This is a genomic window from Kitasatospora sp. NPDC059646 (assembly GCF_042734615.1).
In the GTDB taxonomy this organism is placed as follows: Bacteria; Actinomycetota; Actinomycetes; order Streptomycetales; family Streptomycetaceae; genus Kitasatospora.
In genome coordinates this window covers 120,399-137,184 of the sequence record NZ_JBHWDS010000015.1, presented here as the reverse complement: position 1 = coordinate 137,184, position 16,786 = coordinate 120,399, and the positions used below count along the sequence as shown (strand labels likewise).

Sequence of the window (16,786 nt, the reverse complement as noted above, 5' to 3'; positions counted from 1 at the left end):
CCGCCTGTCCGGTGGGGGGGGCCCCGTGGGGGGGGCCCCGGCCCGGGCCGGGGGGCCCCCCCGACCTGTCCGTCCGGCGCGGACCGCGCCACGATCACTGCCCCCGAGGAGCGCGGAGCGAGGAATCGACGTGGCACACCGCTACTGGTGCGACGAGTGCGGCCACCGCACGCCCCGGCTCGACCCCGCCGACGCCGAGCGCCGACACCTGGAGCACTACGCCGCCCACCACCCGGGCACCGCCCCGGCCGGCCACGTCGAGACCGGCCGCCGCACCGGCGGCTGCGCCTGCCTCGGCCTGACCGTGCTGCTCCTGCTGCTGCCGCTCCTCGCGGCGGCCTGCCACCGCTGACGGCTCGTCGGGCCCCCGGACGCGGCCCGGCGGATTCGCCGGGCCGCATCCGGCGGTGCGGAATGGCTTGCCGGCGCGGGGAGTTGACGGAGGGACGGAGCAGAGTCGGCCGGGCAGGGAAGGCGGTGGCACGAATGGTGCGAGCGGTGTGGAACGGTGCGGTGCTGGCCGAGTCCGGGGACACGGTGCTGGTGGAGGGCAACCACTACTTCCCCCCGGAGTCGCTGAACCGGGAGTTCTTCGTGCCCAGCGACACCACGACGGTCTGCTCGTGGAAGGGCACCGCCCGCTACTGGACGGTCTCGGTGGACGGCGCGCAGAACCCCGACGCCGCCTGGTCCTACCCGGAGCCGAAGCCGGAGGCCGAGCACGTCCGCGACCGGGTCGCCTTCTGGCGCGGGGTGGAGGTCGTCACCGCCGAGTAGCGCGCCCGGGTCCGGCCGTCCGGGGCGCGCCGCCGACGGGGTCAGCGGGAGCGTCCGGCCAGGTCGAGCAGGAGGTCGGCGGCCACTGCGGCGCCGTCCGCCCGGACCGTTCCCGCGACCGCCGCGGCCCGGGTCCGCACCTGCGGGCTCAGTGCGGCGCCCAGGGCCGCCGTCAGCGACTCGACGGTCGGCGCGGGGCCCGCGTGCGCCGTCCCGATGCCCAACTCGGCGACCCGGGCCGCCCAGTAGGGCTGGTCGGCGATCAGCGGCACGATCACCTGCGGCGCCCCCGCGCGGGCCGCCGCGGTGGTCGTGCCGGCACCGCCGTGGTGCACGACCGCGGCCGTCCGCCGGAACAGCGCCTGCTGGTTGACCTCGCCGACCACGAAGCAGTCCGCGCCGTCGTCCACCGCGCCCAGGCCCGCCCACCCGCTTCCGACGACGACCCGCCGCCGGTGCGCACGGCTCGCCCCGACGGCCGCCCGCGCGACGTCCTCCGGCGCGTACGCCGCCATGCTCCCGAAGCCGACGTACACCGGCGGTTCGCCCGCGTCCAGGAAGGCCCGCAGGTCCTCGGGCAGCGGCCTGGCGTCCGGCAGGATCCACGCGCCCGTCTGGACCGGGTCGAGTTCGGTCATCCCGGCCGCCGGGCACAGCACCGGGTCCGCGGCCAGCCAGGGGCGCCGGGTGAAGACGTGGTCGCGGACGTTCGCCACCGGGGGCAGCCCGATGGCCGCACGCCCGCGGTCGACCGCAGCGCCGTACAGCTCGTCGACGCGCTCGGCGTCCTGCTTCCACAGCACCGCGTAGTCCGTCTCGCCCTCCGGGGACGGGGTGCCCGGCCGGCGCCCCGGCCGAAAGTGCCGCGAGGGCAGCCCGGCGATGTGGAAGCAGGCCAGCACGTACGGGACGCCCAGCTTCTCGGCGACGTCCCGCGCGCCGGCCGGCATCAGGCCCGTCGCCAGGACGGCGTCGCAGCCGTCGGCCGCCACCGCCGCGAGCGTCTCGAAGCGGGCCTCGACCAGCGCGGGAGCCAGCTTGAACGCGTCCTGCCCGGTGGGCGGCTTCGGGTTGGCGACGATCGACTTCACCGTCGGGCCGAGCGGCACCAGCTGCGCACCGGCCCGTTCCACCAGCGCGACGAAGTCCTCGTCGGGCGGGGCGCAGACCACCGCCTCCGCGCCGCGCGCCCGCAGCTCCGCCGCCAGCGCGGCCAGCGGCTCGATGTCTCCGCGAGATCCCCAGGAGGTCAGTACCACGCGCATGTTCGACTCCCGTTTTCGCAGGTGAGGGGGGTTGAGTCGGCGATTCTGCACCCTCGCCCGGGCCTTGCGGCAAGCCCCCGCCGGCGCGGTATGGTGAAACCGGAGGGACGTCCGGCGCGGGAGCCGCGAGCAGGCACCGCAGCCGATCCGGCACCACCCTCCCGGCGGCCGTGAGGAACCCGGCCCCCGCCACCGAACTCCCGCCCCCCGCCCGGCCACTGACGAGACGTCCGCCACTGACGACAGGTCCGCGCGGCGCCCGGGGCGGATCGGGTGACCGGCGCTGTCCGCGGGCGGGCGCGCCGGGACCGCGACGCCGGCGGCAGGCCCGGCCCGCCCCGCGCGCGCCCGGACCAATCCGCCGGCCCGAGCGCGCCGAACGTGGGGCAGAGGGAGGGCGCGCCCCGGTGCCCTCGCCGTCCAGAGGGAGGGAACCATGCCGGCAATCACCCGGCAGACGACGACCGCGCCGTGGCGCACCGGCCGGGCGAGCCGCGGCACCGTGGCCGTGATCGGAGCCGGAGTCGCCGGCCTGACGGCCGCCTACCGGCTGCAACGCGCAGGAGCGGCCGTGGAGTTGTACGAGGCGGACGACCGGCTGGGCGGGCACGCCCACACCCAGCGGGTGATCGGAGCGGACGGCCGGGTCGTGCCGCTGGACACCGGATTCCTGGTCCACAACGAGCGGACCTACCCGCAGCTGGTGGCGCTGTTCCGCGAACTCGGGGTGACCACCCGCGACAGCGACATGAGCATGTCGGTGCACTGCGGCGGGTGCGGGCTGGAGTACGCGGGCGCGCGCGGCCCCGCCGGGCTGATCGCCCAGCCCGGCGCGCTGCTGCGCGGCCCCTACCTGCGGATGCTGGCCGAGGTGCCGCGCTTCCACCGCCGGGCCCGGGCCCTGCTCGCCGACCCCGCCGCGGGCGACCCGACACTGGGCGAGTTCCTGGCGGCCGAAGGCTTCTCCCGCTACTTCGTCGAGCACTTCATGACGCCGGTGGTGGCCGCGGTCTGGTCGTGCGCACCGGACCTGACGGGGGACTACCCGGCGCGCTACCTGTTCGCCTTCCTGGCCAACCACGGCATGCTGTCCGTTCTCGGCTCGCCGACCTGGCGCACCGTGGTGGGCGGCTCGCAGACCTACGTCGCCAGGATCGCCGAGAAGCTGACTGCGGTGCACCGCGGAGCGCCGGTCCGCGCCGTCCGCCGCCACAGCGACGGCGTCTCGGTGACCTGCGCCGACGGCCGTACCGCCGAAGCCGACGCCGTGGTCGTGGCCACCCACGCCGACCAGGCACTCGCCCTGCTCGCCGACCCGACCCCGGCCGAGAAGGAACTGCTGGGCGCCTTCCGGTACTCCCGCAACCCCACCGTGCTGCACCGCGACGCCACCCACCTGCCCCGGGCCGTCTGGGCCAGGGCGTCGTGGAACTACCGGACGGACGACTGCTCCAGCCGCTCCACCGACGTCAAGGTCACCTACCACCTCAACCGCCTGCTCGGCCTCGACACCGCCGAGGACTACCTGGTCACCCTCAACGAGAGCCCCGACCGGCCCGTGGCCGCCGAGCACGTCGTCTCCCGCACCGTGTACGAGCACCCGATCTTCACCCGCGAGAGCGTCGCCGCCCAGGCCCGCCTGCCCGAACTGAGCACCGGACGGACGGCGTTCGCCGGCGCCTACCACGGCTGGGGCTTCCACGAGGACGGCTGCCGCTCCGGCCTCGACGCCGCCCAGGCACTGCTCGGGGCGGCCGCACCGTGACCGCGCAACCGAACCCCCCTACCGCGCCGCGCCCGGCACCGGCGCTGCCCGAACCGTGGGGTGCCGCGCTGTACGAATGCCGGATCACCCACGTGCGCACGTCCCCGCTGCGCAACGCCTTCACGCACCGCACCTACCTGTGGCTGATCGACCTCGACCGTCCGCCGGCCGTCCCACGGCCACTGCGCCGGCTGGCCGCGTTCCCCGAAACCGGTCCCACGGGCCCGGCGGCCCGGCACGACCTGGAGCGCTACCTGCACGCGGCCGGCATCGACGCCACGGGCGGCCGGATCCTGATGCTCGCCCACGCCCGCTCACTGGGCCACGTGTTCAACCCGCTCACCGTCTACTGGTGCCACGACCGCCAGGGGCGGGCCCTGTGCACGATCGCCGAGGTCCACAACACCTACGGGCAGCGGCACCGCTACCTCCTCCACCCCGACCGGCACGGCCGCGCCGAGACGGACAAGGAGTTCTACGTCTCCCCGTTCTTCCCCGTCGACGGCCGCTACCGGCTGTCCCTGCCCGTGCCGGGCGAACGGCTGGCCCTCACCGTCCACCTGGAGCGCGCGGGCGGCCGGCCGTTCACCGCGACCGTGAACGGCACCCGCCGCCCGGCCCGCACCACCACGCTGCTGCGCGCCGCCGCCCGGCACCCGCTGTCGACATCGGCGGTCAGCGCCCACATCCGCTACCAGGGCGCGCGGCTGTGGCTGCGCGGACTGCCCGTCCACCCCCGCCCCCACCACGCCCCCACGGAGAAGACCCGATGACCGCGCACGCCGACGTCCTCGCACCCGCCGCGCCCACGACGGCGGATCCCCGGCACTGGCCCGACGTGGCCCGCGTCCCCCGCGCACCGCTCCGGGCAGCCGCCGCACGGCTCCTGCTGCGACGCATCGCCCGCCGCCGCGGCCTGCGGATCGAACTCCCGCACGGACGGCCGCTCGCACCCGCGCCCGCCGGCGCGCCCGTGCTCCGCCTGAACCGGCCGGACGCGTTCTTCCACCGGATCGGCGAGGGCGGCCTGATCGGCTTCGGGGAGTCCTACCAGGCCGGCGACTGGGACTCCCCGGACCTGGTGGCCCTGCTCACCGAGCTGGCCACCGCCCCGGACACGCTGGTCCCCACCGGAACCCACTGGCTGCGCCGCCTCTACGTCCGGCGCCCGCCCGCCGCCGAACTCGGCACCCCGGACAACGCCCGCACCAACGTCCACCGGCACTACGACCTGTCCAACGACCTGTTCGCGCTCTTCCTCGACCCCACCCTCAGCTACTCCGCCGCCGTCTTCCCCACCTCCCGGGACGGCACGCCCCTCGCCTCGTGGGACGGCCTGGCCGCCGCCCAGCACCGCAAGATCGACCGGCTCCTCGACCTGGCCCGCGTCCGGGCGGGCAGCAGGGTGCTGGAGATCGGCACCGGCTGGGGCGAACTCGCCCTGCGCGCGGCCTCCCGCGGCGCGAGCGTCGTCAGCCTCACCCTCTCGACCGAACAGCAGGCCCTCGCCCGGCGGCGGATCGCCGACGCCGGCCTCGCGGACCGGGCCGAGGTGCGGCTGTGCGACTACCGCTCCGTCCGCGGAGAGTACGACGCGGTGGTGAGCGTGGAGATGATCGAAGCGGTCGGCCGGCCGTTCTGGCCCGCCTACTTCGCCACCGTCGACCGCGTCCTGGCACCGGGCGGGCGCGCCGCCCTGCAAGCGATCACCATGCCGCACGAGCGGATGCTCGCCAGCAGCGGCACCCACACCTGGATCCTCAAGTACATCTTCCCCGGCGGACAGATCCCCTCCCTCGACGCCATCCGCGAGACCACCGCCCGCCACACCGGCCTGCGCGTGGCCGGCTGCGACTCCTTCGGACCGCACTACGCGCAGACCCTCCGGCTGTGGCGCGAGCGCTTCACCGCCCGCGCCGATGAGGTCGCCGCCCTCGGCTTCGACCAGGTCTTCCGGCGCATGTGGGAGCTGTACCTCGCCTACTCCGAGGCCGGATTCGCCGCCGGCTACCTCGACGTCCGGCAGATCCTCCTCACCCGCCCGGAGCCCGCGCGATGACCCCGCACCCCGCCGCCCCGCCCGCCCGCCCCGCCGGCCGAACGCCCCCACCGCGCGCCCCGGAACGCCGTCCGGCCGGCCGGTGCCGGACACCGGGGCGGTGCCGGTGAACGCCGCCGCCTTCGCCGTCAACCTCCTCGCCACCGCCGGCGCCGCCCTCCTGGTCATGCTCCTCGCGTTCCTGGCGGGCGTGCGCGCGGGCCGCCACCGGGGCGTCGACGTGGCCTGGGGCCTGGCGTTCACCGCCGTCGCCTGGACCGGCCACGCCCTGTCCGCCGGCCACGGCGACCCGGGACGGCGCCTGCTGGTCACCGTCCTGGTCACGCTCTGGGGCCTGCGGCTGTCCGCCCACATCCGGTGGCGCTCGCGCGGCCACGGCGAGGACCCCCGCTACGACCGGATGCTCGCCAAGGCCCCGGGCGGACGCCGCGACGCCTACGCCCTGCGCATGGTGTACCTGCTGCAGGCGGCGATCGTCTGGTGGGTGGCCCTGCCGGTGCAGGCCGCCCAGTACCTCACCGCCCCCCTGGGCCCGCTCGCCGCCGCCGCGCTCGCCCTGTGGGCGGTCGGCATGTTCTTCGAGACCGCGGGCGACTGGCAGCTGGCCCGGTTCAAGGCCGACCCGGCCAACCGCGGCCGGGTCATGGACCGCGGCCTGTGGGCGTGGACCCGGCACCCGAACTACTTCGGCGACGCCTGCGTCTGGTGGGCCCTGTTCCTGTTCGCCGCCGCCGAGCCGGTCGGCTGGGCGTTCGTCCTCAGCCCCGTCCTGATGACCTACCTGCTCGCCTTCGGCAGCGGCAAACCCCTGCTGGAGCGCCACCTCAGCTCCGACAAGCCCGGCTGGGACGCCTACGCGGCCCGCACCAGCGGCTTTCTGCCCCGCCCGCCACGCCGCTGAGCCCGCGGGCCCAACGGCCGTGCCGGGCGGGCGCGTTCGGGGCGTCAGCCGGTGACGGTCCGTTCGAGCAGATCGACCGCGTCCGCGAGGGTGCGGGGCACGGCCGCCCGGACGGCCGGTCGGCCGCGGGCCCATCCCGGGCCCGCGGCGACCACCAGCGCCCCCTTGCGGGAGCCGCGCCCGCCCCACAGGAGCGCGTCGACCCGGGCGACAAGCTCGCGGTCCGCGCTGCGCCGGTCCTGCGACCAGACCATCACGGCGCGGGGACCGAGCCGCCGGACGGCGTCCAGCAGCGCCCTCGGCGGCACGGCGGCCCCCAACATGCGGTAGGGCAGGCCGCGTTCGGTCAGCGCGGCAGCGGTGGCCTCCAGCGGGAGGGTGTGGAGTTCGGCGGGCGCCGCCGCCAGCAGCACCGGCGGCACGGGCCTTAGCGGTCCCCTCGCCACGGCCGCGCCCCGCAGCACGCCGGAGACGTGCCAGGACAGCAGGTGCTCCACCTCGACGTACTGCTCGCCGTCGGCCGCCCACTTGCGACCGGCGGCGCGCAGCGCGGGCATCATCACCTGGTTCCACGCGTCGATCACCCCGAGGCCCTCGACCGCCTCCCGCAGGATCCGGTCGACCTCCGGTGCGTCGAGCCGCACCGCCGCCCGGGCCAGGCCGCGGCACTCGGGGCGCACCGTTCCGACCCGCAGCGCCCGGCCTCCGCCGGGGCCGGGGCCGGGACGGTCACCGCCCGGGGAGCCCGTGGCCGCCTCCGGGAGCGGGGAGTCCGCACCGTCGGTGGCGGTGTCCGTGTCCCGGGCGGTGGAGCGTTCGGCCAGGGCCGCTCGGGCGGCCTCGGCGGGTGGGACTCCGCGGGCGGTCAGGCGGCACATGGTCTCCAGGACGGCGATGTCCTGCGGGCTCCAACGGCGGTGGTGACCGGGCTCGCGGTGGGCGGGACCGATGCCGTAACGGCGTTCCCAGGAGCGCACGGTGGTGGGGGACACGCCGAGCCGCCGGGCCACGCCCCCGGTCGGCAGGCCCGCGTCCCGCAGCGGGTCCGGAGCGGCGGCGGGGACGGGGCGGTCCTGCCCGGGGGCGAGCGGGGTCACCGTTCGGTGGCCCTTCCGGCGCCGGGGGCCGTGCGGCGCGACCCCGTGACGGCGGTCCCGGGCCGCTCGACCGTGGTCGGGGCCGGGAGGCCCGGGCGCGTCGGACGGCGTTCGGATGTCCGGGGGAGAACGGCCGGGGGCACGGCGCGGGCGGTGCTCCGGTGGGCGGCGGTCATGGCGTCCTTCTGCTGCGGGGAAGCCCTGTAGACCGTAGTGGACCCGGGCCCCGCGGACGGGGCGCCGGCCGTTGCCGGGCGCGTCGCGGGACCACTCGGCCGAGGACCGGTCCGCCCGGTCCTGGCCGGAGCCGGGCCGGGCGCTCCGGACGGGTCGGCCGGCTCCCGGCTCCGGCGGGGCTTCGTCCGGGGCCCGGCGCCTGCTTCGGTCGTCGCCGGCCCGCGCGGCCGGGCCGCCCGTCCGGCCGGCCCGGCGTCGAACGCGACGGCCGCGCGGAGCCGGATCAGCCCGTCACGGATCCGGGTCTTCACGGTGCCCAGCGGCACGCCGACCGCGTGCGCGATCTCGCTGTGCGTGTAGCCGCCGTAGTAGGCCAGCACCACGGCTTCGCGCTGCACCGCACTGAGCTGCCCGAGCGCGAACCGGACGCGCTGCCCCTCCAGGGAGCGGACCGCCTGCTCCTCGGGCGCGTCGCTCACCGCGGTCTCCCGCAGCCCGGCCCGCAGGTCGCGTTCGGCCGACGCCCGGACGGACCGGACGCGGTCCACCGCCCGGCGGTGCGCGACGGTGAGCACCCAGGTCCACACCGATCCGCGCTCGGGCCGGTACGCGGCGGCGGTGCGCCACAGTTCCAGCAGGACTTCCTGGGCGACCTCCTCGGCGTGCGCCGGGCTGCGCAGCGTCCGCAGCGCCACTCCGAGCACCGGCCCCGCCACCGCGCGGTACAGCTGCTCGAAGGCGGCCTCGTCACCTCGTGCGACCCGTCGCAGGAGCGCGGGCAGTTCCTGGGGCCCCGGGCCGGGACACCCGTCGGAGCCCGTCTTCCGTCCGGTCCTCGTGGGGGTACTCACAGCGTCACCGTGCAGCGAATCGCCCCGGCGGACCCAGTCGGAGCGTTTGTGCAGCGGTTTGCCGCACCGGATCGGCGTCCCAAGCGTTGCGGTACCGCTGCGACTGGGGTGCGCCGGGGCCGCGCGCCACGCTCCGGGAGAGGGCCGGCCGCGTCGGACCGGCCCGAACGGAACGGAGCGGATCATGGAACTGCACGACGAACTCCCCGCCGACCGCCGCCTCTCCCGGATCCACCGGGCCGGAGCCGCCCTGTGCGGGGCGGCCCTGCTGGTCTTCGGCTGCCTCGGGCTCGCGGACGGGCTGCCGTTCTTCACCACCAGCGGTCGGCAGATCGCCGGACTCTCCAGCAACGGCCTGCTCAGCCTGGTGTCGGTGGTGACGGCGCTGGTGCTCGTCACCGGCGCGCTGATCGGCGGCACCGTGGCCTCCACGGTCAACATCGCCGTCGGCACGCTGTTCGTCCTCAGCGGCTTCGTCAACCTCGCGCTGCTGGACTCGTCGGCCAACGTCCTGGCGTTCCGCATCCCGAACGTGCTCTTCAGCTTCGCCATGGGACTGCTGGTCGCCGCGCTCGGCATGTACGGCCGGGTCAGCGGCAGGCTGCCGCTGGACAACCCGTACTGGCGCCGCCGTCACCCCCGGCCCGCCGAGCAGGACGGCCCCGCGGCCCTCACCGGCCCGGCCCGCCCGACCGGTCCGGCCGGGCTGCCCGGAGGTCCGGCGTGAGCCGCTGCCCGGCCGCCCGGGGGCGGTGTCAGGGGGTGGCGGCCGCGAGGAGGGCGTCGAGGAGGCCGGGGAAGCGGGTGTCGAGGTCGGTGCGGCGCAGGCTGACGAAGCGGTTGCGGCCCGCGACGCGGGTGGTGGTGACGCCGGCTTCGCGCAGGACCCGCATGTGGTGGGAGACCGTCGACTTGTGGAGGTGGTCCAGGCCCAGGCCGCCGGGGTCGCAGGAGTGCTCGGCGCCGTCGGCGTAGCTGAGGAGCAGCGTCATCCGGACGGGGTCGCCGAGGGCGTGCAGGACGGTGACCAGGTCGATGTCGGCGGTGGCGGGCTGGGGAAGCCGCTCGGTGTCGGTCACGGTGGCGCTGACTCCTCGGGGCGGGGGCCGGGACGGTGATTGTTTGACAATCATCCACCCATCCCCGAATGTTTGACGAGCGTCCAACTGTTTCACGTCCGTCCAACAGACCGTGGAGCGGTCCCGCGCACCTGTCCGCCGAACCGTGTCCTGCACCCCGGGGGGTCCCCGTGCCCGTACGTCTGCTCCTGCTCGCCCTCGGCACCTTCGCCATGGGCACCGATTCGATGGTGGTGGCCGGCATCCTCGGCCCGGTCTCCACCGACCTGGGGGTGTCGGTACCGGCCGCCGGCCAACTGGTGACGGTCTTCGCCCTCGGCTACGCGCTGCTGGCACCGGTGCTGGCCGCACTCACCGCCCGCTGGCCGCGCCGCAACCTGCTGCTCACCGCGCTCGCGGTGTTCACCGCGGCGAACGCGCTCAGCGCACTCGCCCCCACCTACGGGCTGCTGCTGGCCACCCGGGTCCTGGCGGCGGCCGGCGCCGCCCTCTACACGCCGACCGCCAACGCGGTGGCCACCACCCTGGTCGGCCCCGAACGGCGAGGGCGGGCGCTGGCCGTCGTGCTCGGCGGCATGACGGTGGCCACCGCGCTGGGCGTACCGCTGGGCACCTGGGTGGGGCGCACCGACTGGCGGCTGACGATGTGGCTGGTCACCGCCCTGGGCCTGGCCGCGTTCGCCGGCCTGGCGCTGCTCCTGCGCGACCTGCCCTCGCCGGCCGCCGCCACCACCCTGCGGGCGCGGCTGGCCCCGCTGGGCCGGCGGCGGGTGCTCGGCGCGGCAGCCACCACGCTGATGTTCTTCCTCGCCTTCCAGAGCGTCTACATCTACCTGGCCATGGCCGTCTCGGGCGCGACCGGCGGCGACGGCGGCCGACTGAGCGTCATCCTGCTGACCAGCGGAGTGATGTCGGTGGCCGGCAGCTGGCTGGGCGGGCGCCTGGTGGACCGCCTGGGCGTGCGCCGGGTGCTGCTGGCCGGATCGACGGTGGCGGCGGGCGCGTTCGCCGCGCTGCCCTGGCTGGGGCGCTCCATGACGGGAGCGCTCGGCTACGCGCTGGTGGTGCCGCTGGCGGGATGGGCGGTGTCGGTGGCGCTGCCGCACCGTCTGGCGTCGATCGATCCGGGCAGTGCGCCGCTGCTGATCTCGCTGAACAGCAGCGCGCTGTACCTGGGCACGGCGGCCGGCGGCGTCGCCGGGTCCGCGGCGATCGCCCTGCTGGGCGGGCGCTGGTTCCCGTTCGCGGCGGCGGCACTCGCGGTGGCGGCGTGCGCGGTGGCCGCGGCGACCACCCGCGACGAGCGGGCATCCCGTTCGCCGCGCCCGGCGCCGGAGCCCGTCCGCGCGTGAGCAGGCGCCCCCAGCGGGAAGGGTGGTCGGCGGTTCGCCCCGCGGGGCCGGGCCGACGACGCTGTTCCACCGGCCGGGCCCGCGCGGACGGCCACCGCCCGTCCGGCGCTCACCTGTAGATGGTGCCGGGCTCCGCGGTGGCCGGGGCGAGGAGCTGGCCGACGGTGACGAAGGTGTAGCCCTGGTTGTCGAGCGCGTCCAGGACGGCGGGCAGCGCGGGCACGGTGCCCCTGTGCAGCGGGTGCAGCAGGACGATGCCGTCGCGTGCGGCGCCGTCCAGGACGCGCTCGGCGATCAGCGCGGCGTCCTCGGTCGCGTAGTCCTGCGCGGTCACCGTCCACAGCACCTGGGCCATGCCGAGCTCCCGCGAGATCCGGGAAACCCGGTCGTCGGTGCGGCCCTCGGGCGGGCGCATCAGGGTGGGCCGCCGACCGGTGACCTCCTCGATCGCGTCCGCGGTCCGGACGAGCTCCTCCCGCACCGTGGCGTCGGGCGCCTCGGTCAGCCGGGGGTGGTTCCAGGTGTGGTCGCCGATCTCGTGCCCCTCCCGCGCGATGCGCCGCACCACCTCCGGATGCGCGTGGATGTCCCGCCCCTCCAGGAAGAACGTCGCCGCGGCGTGGTGCTGCGCCAGCAGGTCCATCACCCGCTCGGTCGGCTCCCCGGGACTGCCGTCGAACGTCAACGCGATGCACTTGCGGCGCGAGCAGTCCACCTGCCCCGCCACCGGCCCCGCCTTCGCCCGCTTCCGGGCCTGCCCCGGATCGACCGTCACCATGGCGAAACTGCGGACCACCGCCACCGTGACCAGCGCCCCGACAGCCAACACCGCCACGCACAGCAGGACGTAGAACCTCGGTCGCCTCTTCGCCAGCTTCATCGGGCAACCCTACATTTGCGCCTTCGCCCGCCTTCCCCGCGCCCGGTACGGGGGTTCCGGGGGCGCTCCGCCGACCGCCGGGGCCACCAGCGAGGCCGGGACGGGACTGGCCGCCTGCCCGCTGCGCGCTCCCGGCCGAAGCGCGCCCGACACCCGCGGTCTCGTGCCTCCCGCCGCGCCGTCCGTCCCGGATCGACCGGCCGGTACGACCGAATCTGCCCCACCCGCGCCGCACGGGCCCGGGTCAGGTGCGGCGTCGGTTGCTGTCGTGGCGGAGTCGGGCGGTGTGGTCGGTGAGGGTGTCGAGGCGGGTGGCGAGCTCGGTGTGGTGGGCGTCGAGGTGGGGGCGGATGGCGGTGAGGGGCTGTATCAGGTCGGCGGGGTCGGGCGCGGCGAGGGCGGCGGTGAGGGCGGTCTGGGCGGAGTGGGCCTCGGGCGGGAGGGGCGTGGTGGTGAGACGGGCGGCGAGGACGCGAAGTTCGGCGGCGTTGTCGCGGGCCCAGGCGGTGACGGACCGGTCGGCGGCCCGGCGGTCGCGGACGGCTTTGACGCGTTCTGCGCCGGTTGCGGCGTGGGGTGCCCCGATGGCGGGCTTGAGGCGGAGGTAGCGGTTCTCGGCGGCCTGGCGGCTGGCGACGCCCATGGGGTGCGCGAGGTCGGCCCAGGTGGCGCCGGCCTGGCGGGCGGTCTCCACCAGGCCGGCCTCCCAGCCGGCGAGTTCGGTGCGCAGCTCGCGCAGCAGGACGAGCGCGGCCAGCGCCTGTTCGGGGCCCTCGTGCCGGTCGGCGGCGCCGGCGGGCGGGGCGGCCTGGTCCTGAGCGGTGCGGACGGCGTCGTCGATGGCGGCCAGGGCAGCCGCGGCGGCCAGGAACGAGGCGGGTCCGTGCGGTCGGGGAGGGCCGGCGGCGGGTCTGCGGGACTTCTCACTCATGTAGTCACTCTATAGACGACAACGCGACTTGTCATCGGATGGATGACGCGCTACAAAGGTGTCAGGTGAAGCGCACTGGCACCCGTTCGATCAATGGAGGTGTTTCGCGATGCTGCTGCGCACTGACCCGTTCCGCGAGCTGGACCGCCTGACCCAGCAGTTCCTGGGCAGCACCGGAACCTGGTCGCGTCCGGCACCGATGCCGCTGGACGCCTACCGCGCAGGCGACGAGTACGTCATCTGCTTCGACCTGCCCGGTGTGGACCCGGACGCGATCGACATCGACGTCGAGCGGAACATGGTGACCGTCAAGGCCGAGCGCCGTCCGCGCCAGGAGGGCGACAACGTGAAGTGGGAGCTGTCCGAGCGCCCGCTCGGCGTGTTCTCCCGCCAGGTCATGCTGTCCGACACCCTCGACCCCGCCGGGATCACCGCCGACTACGACGCCGGCGTGCTGACCCTGACGATCCCGGTCGCCGAGAAGGCCAAGCCCCGCAAGGTCGCGATCAACCACAGCGGCGACCGCAAGCAGATCCAGGCCTGACCGAACCCCGGGCCCGGCCGGCCCCCGGTGCAGTTCCGCGCCGCCCCCGGTCTCTCCCCTTCGATCGAAACGGGGCGGCCGGACCACCCCGGGCCGCCGGCCGGCCCCGGCCGGACGGATCCGCTCGCCGTACCCGCTCGCCGTTCCGGGGAAACGCCCTTCCGGGGAAACGGCCGGAGCGGCCGGAGCGGCTCGTCGTGCGGGAAGTGGTGCTCGACCTGTCGGAGGTGACGTTCATGGACCGCGCGGGCCCGGGCGCCCTCGTCCGGGGCCGCAACCAGGCCGGCCGCAGCGGCGGGCGCCTCGTCCTCGCACGCGGCCGGCCGCCGCGTCGTCCGGCTGCTCGAACTCACCGGCTGCGCCGGGCCCGCCCGTCGGGCCCCGACCGGACCGGGCGCCGTCGCGCCGGCCCCCGCTTCGGGACGGAGGGAGAACCGCGGTGACACTTCGATGGAAGCCGTTCCTGGACGAGGTCCGGGAACGCGGCGAGTACGACACCCCGCAAGAGGCCGAGCGGGTCGCCCGGGTCGTCCTGGCCCTGCTCGGCGCCCACCTGGTCGGAGACGTGCGCGCGGAACTGGCCGCCCGCCTGCCGGAGACCATGGCCCTGGTCCTGCTCAACCCGCTGCAGGCCGCCGAGCCGCTCAGCCCGGAACGCTTCGTGCGCGCGACCGCGGCGTGGATCGAGGGCGCCACCGAGGCCACGGCCCTGTGGGACATCGGCGCCGTCCTGTCCACCGTGGCCGACGCCGCCGGCGACGACCTCACCGGGCGCATCCTGCTCCAACTCCCGCCCGGCTACGACCTGCTGTTCGGCCGTCCGACCGCGGGCGAACGGCCCTGACCACCCTCCACACTCCGCCGGCGGCGGCCTCGCGCGGCGCGTGCCGCTCCGACGGCCGACCCGGCCGGCACCTGCTGTCCGGCCGTCCTCCCTCCCGCAGATGAACGGCCTTGAGCACCGCTCGGGCGTGCCGGCGGCGGCCCGAGCGGGGCGTCTCCTGCTCCGGTCGCCGCCGCCCGAGGCCTGCTGTTCGGCCGTCCGACCGCAGGCGAACGACCCTGACCACCCGTCACGCGCCGCCGGGCCGCCGGCGGCCGCCCCCTGGAAGGCCCCACGGTGATGACGCGCTACCGCCACCTTCTCCAGCAGGTCCGCACCCTCGGCCGCTACCCCACCGACGAGGAAGCCGAACGGGTCCTCGACGCCGTCCTGGCCCTCCTCGGCTCCCAACTCACCGGCGACGAACGCTGCGACCTCGCCGCGGCCCTGCCCGCGCGGGCCCGCGCCGTCTTCGCCTCCCAGATACCGCTGCCCCGTCCCGTCACCGCCCCCGCCTTCGTCGAAGGCCTCGCCCACACCCTGGGCACCAGCCTCACGGCCGCCCGCTGGGACGCCTCCTCCGTCCTGGCCGCCCTCACCGCCCTCGCCGGCGACGACCTCGCCGACCGCCTCCTCGCCCGCCTGCCCCGCGGCTACGCCCTGCTGTTCGGCCGCGCCGACCTGGCCGCCGTCGCCTGAGGCCGTCCGGACGAAGCGCGGGCGGGCCCGTCGGGCGGCTCCGTCGACGCGGGGGCGCGGCGGGGCCCGGGTTCGGCCGGGGCCGACCGTTTGCCGGCCGACCGTGATCAGCGGGGATTTCGGATGGTGGTCGACTACCGGTAAGGTGGCGGCCGCGAAGGGGAGTAGTCCCGTAATACCGGCAGGTCGACATACTGGCCGCCCGCCTCCGGCGGTCGGCCCGGTCGCCGGGCCGCGGACGCCGGTGGGCGTCGCGGTGGACGAGACCTTCGGCCAGGCATGATCGGCAGTCGCGCCCCGCGGCGGCCGTTTTCCGTCATGCCGGGTCGAGTGGTCCTCCCGTACCCGCCTGCCGTGGGGTGTACGTGCCGGGCTCTGGGCCCGGTCGAATCAGAAAGCCCCTGGATGTCCCTCGACCCTTTGGCGATCGTCACCGCCTTCGGCCTGATCTTCCTCGCCGAGCTTCCCGACAAGACGATGTTCGCCTCGCTCGCCATGGGCACGCGCATGCGCCCGCTGTACGTGTGGCTCGGTACGTCGACCGCGTTCATCGTGCACGTGGCCATCGCGGTCGGCGCCGGCAGCGTCATCGGCCTGCTGCCCAACGTCGCGGTCAAGCTGGTCTCCGCCGCCCTGTTCGGCTTCGGCGCATTCGTCCTGCTCCGCAGCGGCGGTGACGACGACGACGCCGACGCGGCGGGCCGGACCGTGACCGGTTTCTGGCCGGTGTGGAGCACGGCCTTCATGGCGGTGTTCATCAGCGAGTGGGGCGACCTCACGCAGATCACGACCGCGAACCTCGCCGCCGCCAACGGCGTGCTGTCCACCGCGATCGGTTCCGCCGCCGCGTTGATGTCCGTCTCCGCCCTGGCGCTGCTCGCGGGCCGTTTCATCGCCAAGCGGGTGCCGCTGCGGCTGGTCCAGCGCATCGGCGGCGTGTGCATGGCGGGCCTGGCCCTGTGGTCCGTCATCGAGGCCTTCGCCTCCTGAACGCCGCACTCCCGTGCAGCCGCCCCCGGCGCCGTCACCGGCGTGCGGGGGCGCCTGCTGCCGGGGTTCGGTTTCGCTCGGGGGCGGCTGGGTCGACGGTGGCCGTCCCCGGCGTCCGTCCGACGGGACGGACAGTTCGCCAGCCGCCGCTGCGACCGACGGCCCTGCGGCGCCCGGTCAGCGCGGCGTTGGCCTTCAGGAGGGCGGGCACCAGCACGTAGACGGCGGTGGGGACCAGGATCGCGGTCAGGACCAGGGTCCGGAGGTAGACGGGCAGCGGTGCGAGCGTCGGTCCGAGCAGGACCGACAGCACGGTGATGCCGGGATAGATCGCCAACCAGGTGATCAGAGCCCGCCGGTGCACGGACGGGGGATTCATGGCCGCTCCTCGAAGACCAGGGAAGCCCGGGCGGGCTTTCGGAGTCCCTGTGCCAGCGACGATGCGGCAGACCGCACCCGGCAGGCAAAGTCCGTTGCTGCTTCGGCAAAGCGGGCATCGCGGACGGTACGCCGGCGAGCACCTGGAGCGCGTTCGCCGCCGTACCGTCCGCGGGCCGCCTTCCGGTGCCGCCCTGCCCGGCGTCCGGGCGTCCGCC

General features: G+C 75.8%; 20 protein-coding genes. 13 read left to right on the top strand and 7 right to left on the bottom strand.

What is annotated here, in order from left to right; translation table 11 throughout:
• The first annotated feature begins 130 nt into the window (after positions 1 to 130).
• Together ACFV1L_RS13655 and ACFV1L_RS13650 are read left to right on the top strand one after the other, a co-directional pair.
• Positions 131 to 352, top strand: a complete 222-nt coding sequence (locus ACFV1L_RS13655; RefSeq protein WP_380365530.1) for a hypothetical protein — start codon at positions 131 to 133, stop codon at positions 350 to 352.
• A 134-nt stretch (positions 353 to 486) separates the two neighbouring features.
• The gene (locus ACFV1L_RS13650) at positions 487 to 777 is read left to right on the top strand and encodes a DUF427 domain-containing protein (protein WP_380365528.1); all 291 of its coding nucleotides are present in this window, start codon (positions 487 to 489) and stop codon (positions 775 to 777) included.
• A 41-nt stretch (positions 778 to 818) separates the two neighbouring features.
• Here ACFV1L_RS13650 and ACFV1L_RS13645 read toward each other — a convergent pair whose 3' ends face one another.
• Entirely contained in the window at positions 819 to 2,042 is a 1,224-nt protein-coding gene (locus tag ACFV1L_RS13645; protein WP_380365527.1) for a glycosyltransferase, read from the bottom strand.
• 436 nt (positions 2,043 to 2,478) lie between these two features.
• Between ACFV1L_RS13645 and ACFV1L_RS13640 the strand changes: the two genes are divergently transcribed.
• From ACFV1L_RS13640 to ACFV1L_RS13625, 4 genes are all read left to right on the top strand, one after another.
• Positions 2,479 to 3,807, top strand: a complete 1,329-nt coding sequence (locus ACFV1L_RS13640; protein WP_380365525.1) for an NAD(P)/FAD-dependent oxidoreductase — start codon at positions 2,479 to 2,481, stop codon at positions 3,805 to 3,807.
• A gap of 83 nt (positions 3,808 to 3,890) precedes the next feature.
• A complete protein-coding gene (locus tag ACFV1L_RS13635; protein WP_380365566.1) occupies positions 3,891 to 4,580 on the top strand; it encodes a DUF1365 domain-containing protein in 690 nt (229 codons plus the stop codon).
• Complete coding sequence (locus tag ACFV1L_RS13630) at positions 4,577 to 5,866, top strand: class I SAM-dependent methyltransferase (protein ID WP_380365524.1); 1,290 nt, start codon at positions 4,577 to 4,579, stop codon at positions 5,864 to 5,866. The genes ACFV1L_RS13635 and ACFV1L_RS13630 overlap by 4 nt, the downstream gene beginning before the upstream one ends.
• Positions 5,867 to 6,032: 166 nt before the next feature.
• Positions 6,033 to 6,767, top strand: coding sequence for a DUF1295 domain-containing protein (locus tag ACFV1L_RS13625; RefSeq protein ID WP_380365565.1), 735 nt, complete (start codon positions 6,033 to 6,035; stop codon positions 6,765 to 6,767).
• A 44-nt stretch (positions 6,768 to 6,811) separates the two neighbouring features.
• Here ACFV1L_RS13625 and ACFV1L_RS13620 read toward each other — a convergent pair whose 3' ends face one another.
• Together ACFV1L_RS13620 and ACFV1L_RS13615 are read right to left on the bottom strand one after the other, a co-directional pair.
• Positions 6,812 to 7,864 (bottom strand): MerR family transcriptional regulator, encoded by a 1,053-nt coding sequence (locus ACFV1L_RS13620; RefSeq protein ID WP_380365522.1) that lies wholly within the window; start codon positions 7,862 to 7,864, stop codon positions 6,812 to 6,814.
• Positions 7,861 to 8,892 (bottom strand): sigma-70 family RNA polymerase sigma factor, encoded by a 1,032-nt coding sequence (locus ACFV1L_RS13615; RefSeq protein ID WP_380365520.1) that lies wholly within the window; start codon positions 8,890 to 8,892, stop codon positions 7,861 to 7,863. Before ACFV1L_RS13615 ends, ACFV1L_RS13620 begins: the two co-directional genes overlap by 4 nt.
• A gap of 184 nt (positions 8,893 to 9,076) precedes the next feature.
• On the opposite strand from ACFV1L_RS13615, the gene ACFV1L_RS13610 reads away from it, so the two are divergent.
• Entirely contained in the window at positions 9,077 to 9,619 is a 543-nt protein-coding gene (locus ACFV1L_RS13610; protein ID WP_380365518.1) for a DUF4383 domain-containing protein, read from the top strand.
• 28 nt (positions 9,620 to 9,647) lie between these two features.
• On the opposite strand, the gene ACFV1L_RS13605 is transcribed toward ACFV1L_RS13610, so the two are convergent.
• Positions 9,648 to 9,971: an ArsR/SmtB family transcription factor gene (locus tag ACFV1L_RS13605; protein WP_380365517.1), complete on the bottom strand. Its 324-nt coding sequence runs from the start codon at positions 9,969 to 9,971 to the stop codon at positions 9,648 to 9,650.
• A 170-nt stretch (positions 9,972 to 10,141) separates the two neighbouring features.
• On the opposite strand from ACFV1L_RS13605, the gene ACFV1L_RS13600 reads away from it, so the two are divergent.
• Positions 10,142 to 11,323: an MFS transporter gene (locus ACFV1L_RS13600; RefSeq protein WP_380365515.1), complete on the top strand. Its 1,182-nt coding sequence runs from the start codon at positions 10,142 to 10,144 to the stop codon at positions 11,321 to 11,323.
• Between the two features lie 109 nt (positions 11,324 to 11,432).
• Here ACFV1L_RS13600 and ACFV1L_RS13595 read toward each other — a convergent pair whose 3' ends face one another.
• Positions 11,433 to 12,203 carry a polysaccharide deacetylase family protein gene (locus ACFV1L_RS13595; RefSeq protein WP_380365513.1) on the bottom strand — a complete coding sequence of 257 codons (771 nt, stop codon included), beginning with the start codon at positions 12,201 to 12,203 and terminating at the stop codon, positions 11,433 to 11,435.
• A 244-nt stretch (positions 12,204 to 12,447) separates the two neighbouring features.
• A complete protein-coding gene (locus tag ACFV1L_RS13590) occupies positions 12,448 to 13,134 on the bottom strand; it encodes a hypothetical protein (RefSeq protein WP_380365511.1) in 687 nt (228 codons plus the stop codon).
• A gap of 109 nt (positions 13,135 to 13,243) precedes the next feature.
• On the opposite strand from ACFV1L_RS13590, the gene ACFV1L_RS13585 reads away from it, so the two are divergent.
• The 5 genes from ACFV1L_RS13585 (at position 13,244) to ACFV1L_RS13565 (ending at position 16,190) form a co-directional block, all read left to right on the top strand.
• Entirely contained in the window at positions 13,244 to 13,678 is a 435-nt protein-coding gene (locus ACFV1L_RS13585) for an Hsp20/alpha crystallin family protein (RefSeq protein ID WP_380365509.1), read from the top strand.
• Between the two features lie 197 nt (positions 13,679 to 13,875).
• Positions 13,876 to 14,121, top strand: a complete 246-nt coding sequence (locus ACFV1L_RS13580; RefSeq protein WP_380365507.1) for an STAS domain-containing protein — start codon at positions 13,876 to 13,878, stop codon at positions 14,119 to 14,121.
• Complete coding sequence (locus tag ACFV1L_RS13575) at positions 14,118 to 14,522, top strand: DUF2267 domain-containing protein (RefSeq protein ID WP_380365506.1); 405 nt, start codon at positions 14,118 to 14,120, stop codon at positions 14,520 to 14,522. Before ACFV1L_RS13580 ends, ACFV1L_RS13575 begins: the two co-directional genes overlap by 4 nt.
• A 279-nt stretch (positions 14,523 to 14,801) precedes the next feature.
• Entirely contained in the window at positions 14,802 to 15,200 is a 399-nt protein-coding gene (locus ACFV1L_RS13570) for a DUF2267 domain-containing protein (RefSeq protein ID WP_380365504.1), read from the top strand.
• Positions 15,201 to 15,605: 405 nt separating this feature from the next.
• Entirely contained in the window at positions 15,606 to 16,190 is a 585-nt protein-coding gene (locus ACFV1L_RS13565; RefSeq protein ID WP_380365502.1) for a TMEM165/GDT1 family protein, read from the top strand.
• A gap of 34 nt (positions 16,191 to 16,224) precedes the next feature.
• Here the strand turns inward: ACFV1L_RS13565 and ACFV1L_RS13560 are convergent, their stop codons facing one another.
• Complete coding sequence (locus ACFV1L_RS13560) at positions 16,225 to 16,569, bottom strand: hypothetical protein (RefSeq protein ID WP_380365500.1); 345 nt, start codon at positions 16,567 to 16,569, stop codon at positions 16,225 to 16,227.
• Positions 16,570 to 16,786: the final 217 nt, after the last annotated feature.